The 3,585-nt window shown below is 57.0% G+C and carries 3 protein-coding genes; all 3 read left to right on the top strand.

The window, feature by feature from the left end:
* Nucleotides 1-207 precede the first annotated feature (207 nt).
* A complete protein-coding gene (locus tag QZR21_RS08650; protein WP_296096136.1) occupies nucleotides 208-1,446 on the top strand; it encodes a competence/damage-inducible protein A in 1,239 nt (412 codons plus the stop codon).
* A gap of 332 nt (nucleotides 1,447-1,778) precedes the next feature.
* Complete coding sequence (gene recA / locus QZR21_RS08645) at nucleotides 1,779-2,840, top strand: recombinase RecA (protein WP_296096138.1); 1,062 nt, start codon at nucleotides 1,779-1,781, stop codon at nucleotides 2,838-2,840.
* Nucleotides 2,803-3,282, top strand: coding sequence for a regulatory protein RecX (locus tag QZR21_RS08640; protein ID WP_296096139.1), 480 nt, complete (start codon nucleotides 2,803-2,805; stop codon nucleotides 3,280-3,282). Before recA ends, QZR21_RS08640 begins: the two co-directional genes overlap by 38 nt.
* Nucleotides 3,283-3,585 lie beyond the last annotated feature (303 nt).

Raw genomic sequence — 3,585 nt, 5'->3', positions numbered from 1 at the left:
GACGCCTTCCTTTCAGGGCCCGGCGGTGGCGCCGTCAGGCGACGGAGGTTAGCTGATGGGTGTGCCATAGGCTGATGATTAGTCCCCCTTTTCCAAAGGGGGATGTCTGCGACAGCAGACAGAGGGATTCTGATGGGCTTGCGGCGCAGCCGCTTGACCTCAATTCTCAACTCTCAACTCTCAATTCTGTACTAAGGAAGCATACATATGATTACCGAAATTATCACTACAGGAACGGAACTGCTCCTGGGGGAGATTGCCAATGAGAATGCCCAGTGGCTCGCTTCCTTCCTGAATGAACACGGCTACACCGTGGCCTATATGACGGTGGTGGGGGACAATCTCCACCGCATGGAAGAGGCCTTCCGCATCGCCCTTTCCCGGGCGGATCTGGTCATTACGTCCGGGGGCCTGGGGTCCACCCTGGGAGACATTACGAAAAAGGCGGGGGCCAATGTCATGGGCCTTCCCTTTGTCCATGTGCCGGAGGAATCGAAACGGCTGGCCGCCTATTATAAGGATAAACATAAAGAATTTCTGCCCTCCCTGGACCGGCAGGCCTGGTTTGCGGAGGGGGCCCACATTTTCCCGAACGACGAAGGTTCCGCCAGCGGTTCTGCGTCCGTGAAAGATGGGAAGGTGCTCATCCACCTGCCGGGGCCGCCTTTTGAAATGAAGACCATGATGCGGAACCACGTGCTGCCCTGGCTCACAGAGCATTTCGGCAGCCAGGGGATCATCCGGTCCCTGGTCCTCTCTTCGGTGCACCGGACGGAAGCGGAGATCGAGGAAATCATCGGAGACCTTCTCAAAAGCCAGACGAACCCCACCATCGCCCTCTATGCCCGTCCGGGATACGTGGCTATCCGGGTGACGGCGAAGGGGAAGGACGAGAAGGATGCAGACCGGCTCATCGAGTCCGTGGCTTCGGAAATTGAAAAACGAATGACCGTTTCCCGGTATAATATAGAGGCGGACGTGGTGAAGGATCTCCATGAACTGCTTCTTGCCAAAGGGCTCACGGTGAGCGCCGCCGAGTCCTGCACGGGGGGACTCATCGGAAAGCTCCTCACCGACACCCCCGGCAGCTCAGAGTATTTTAAAGGGAGCGCTGTGACCTACTGGAATGAAGCGAAGGAAAAGGTGCTCTCCGTCCATAAGGACACTTTGGACGAATACACTGCCGTCAGCGAGCCCGTGGCCCGGCAGATGGCAGAGGGGTCGAGGGCCCTGTACAGCAGCGACATCGCTGTCTCCACCACCGGCTACGCCGGCCCGGGCAAAGGAGAACGGGGCGAGGACGCAGGCCTTGTCTACATCGGCGTCTCCGGCCCCCTGGGTACGGAAGTGCACGAAGAGCATTTCTACGGTTCCCGCCGCAGCGTCCGCTACGGCGCCGCCCAAAAGGCGCTGTACTACATGCTGAAGTACGCTGAGAGGCTGTAAAAAAGCGTCGGGCCCAAAGAGGTGAATGGTTCATAAAGGTTGTGGGTCGGGCGGCGCTGCGCTGGCCCGACCGGGTTGTGGCTTTCACATCGCTGTGCTCGTGAAAGCGGGTGCTGTTGGTACATAAGCCGCCAATGGCGGCAGACCCACCTTATGCCCCCGGTGTGAAACACCTACAACCCGGTGAACAAGCGAAGCGCCGTTCACCCACCACCCTTAGCCCCATATACACGCATGGGGTCCTCGATCTCAATCTCGACCTCAATCTTACATACATTGCTATTCATACTATTCACACCATTTATATATACATTTCAACAAGGAGGATTCAGATGGCTAACCAAAAAGATTTAAGCCCGGAAAAGAAGAAGGCCCTGGAAAGTGCCATGCACCAGATTACCAGGGAATTTGGGGCCGGTTCCATTATGCGGCTCGGAGACATGGGGGATAAGCTGGACATTGATGTCATCCCCACAGGTTCCCTGGCATTGGATATTGCAGTGGGCGTAGGAGGCTACCCCCGGGGCCGGGTCATTGAAATTTATGGACCTGAATCTTCCGGTAAAACCACCCTGGCCCTCCATGCCATCGCGGAAGCCCAGAAGCTGGGCGGCGTGGCGGCCTTCATCGATGCGGAACATGCCCTGGATCCCATGTATGCCCATAACCTGGGCGTAGACACGAAGGACCTCCTCATTTCCCAGCCGGACAGCGGCGAACAGGCCCTGTCCATCTGCGAATCCCTCGTTCGGAGCGGCGCCGTGGATATCGTGGTCATCGACTCCGTAGCTGCCCTGGTTCCGAAGCAGGAAATCGAAGGGGACATCAGCGACCAGTCCGTGGGCCTCCAGGCTCGTCTCATGAGTAAGGCCCTCCGGAAACTGACGGGGATCATCAGCAAGTCCCGTACCATTGTCATTTTCATCAACCAGATCCGCGAAAAGGTGGGCGTCATGTTCGGCAACCCTGAAACCACCACCGGCGGCCGGGCACTGAAGTTCTATGCGTCCATGCGTATCGAAATCCGCCGGGCCGAGGCCATCAAGAACGGCACCGAAGTCATCGGCAACCGCACCCGGGCGAAGGTCGTGAAGAACAAGGTGGCACCGCCATTCAAGGTTGCGGAATTTGATATCATGTACGGCGAAGGGATTTCCAAGGAAGGCACCCTCCTCGACATCGCCGTGAACATGGACATCATCCAGAAGAGCGGCGCCTGGTACTCCTACAAGGGCAACCGCATCAGCCAGGGCAGGGAAGCGGCTAAGAAATACCTGAAGGAACATCCCGATGTGGCAGCGGAAATCGATAAGATTATCAGGGATACCCTCGTTGTAGAACCGGATCATTTCGAAGATGGCGTCTTATCCGAACAGGACGAAAAAGAAAAGTAACCGTACCTGCTACGAAGCAGCCCTCCACCTTCTCCAGTACCGGGGCCAGAGCGAAGCGGAGCTCCGGAAGAAACTGAAGGACCGGGAGTACGGGGCAGAGGACATCGAAAAGACCGTGGAAAAACTGAAATACTACGGCTACGTGAACGATGAAAGCCTGGCGGAAGACGTATTCCGCTCCTTCCGGGTCCGCCGCTGCTACGGGGATACTTATATCCACCTGAAAATGAAGGACCGGGGCCTGCCCTGCCCCTGGCACATTCCGGAAGAAGAAGAACGGGACAACGCCCTTTCCCTTCTCACCATGAAATCGAAAATTCTTCCCTCCATCCTCACCAACTACCGAAAGGCAGCGTCCTTCCTCCTCCGGAGAGGCTTCTCCACAGCTGCCGTCCGGCATGCACTGACGGAACTGGGAGTAAGGGATGTAAGTGAGTGGTGAGCGGAGAGATCTAGGTCTAGGCCTAGGTCTATAGCGGCTTTGCCGCAAATGTGGCGGCGCACAAATTATGGTGCGCCGCCTTTTATATTGCCGTTAGCGGCTGCGCCGCATCCATCCTGCGGCTTTGCCGCGCCCCTTCTCTAAGGCTGCATGTGAGGGAAATGTGTCACATGGAACGGTCGTTTCCGCCCTGTGACTCTATTCGTTAAAAGCGTGCCCCCTTGGAGATGGACATCCTGCATAGGATGTCCAAGTTTGGCCTGAATACAAAAGGCGCTTAGCCTGCCCATCAAAGCGCCTTCC

This window comes from uncultured Dialister sp., from assembly GCF_900541605.1.
Classification (GTDB): domain Bacteria; phylum Bacillota; class Negativicutes; order Veillonellales; family Dialisteraceae; genus Dialister.
The sequence above is the reverse complement of the archived record's forward strand: the minus strand, read 5'-3'. Positions and strand labels throughout refer to the sequence as shown.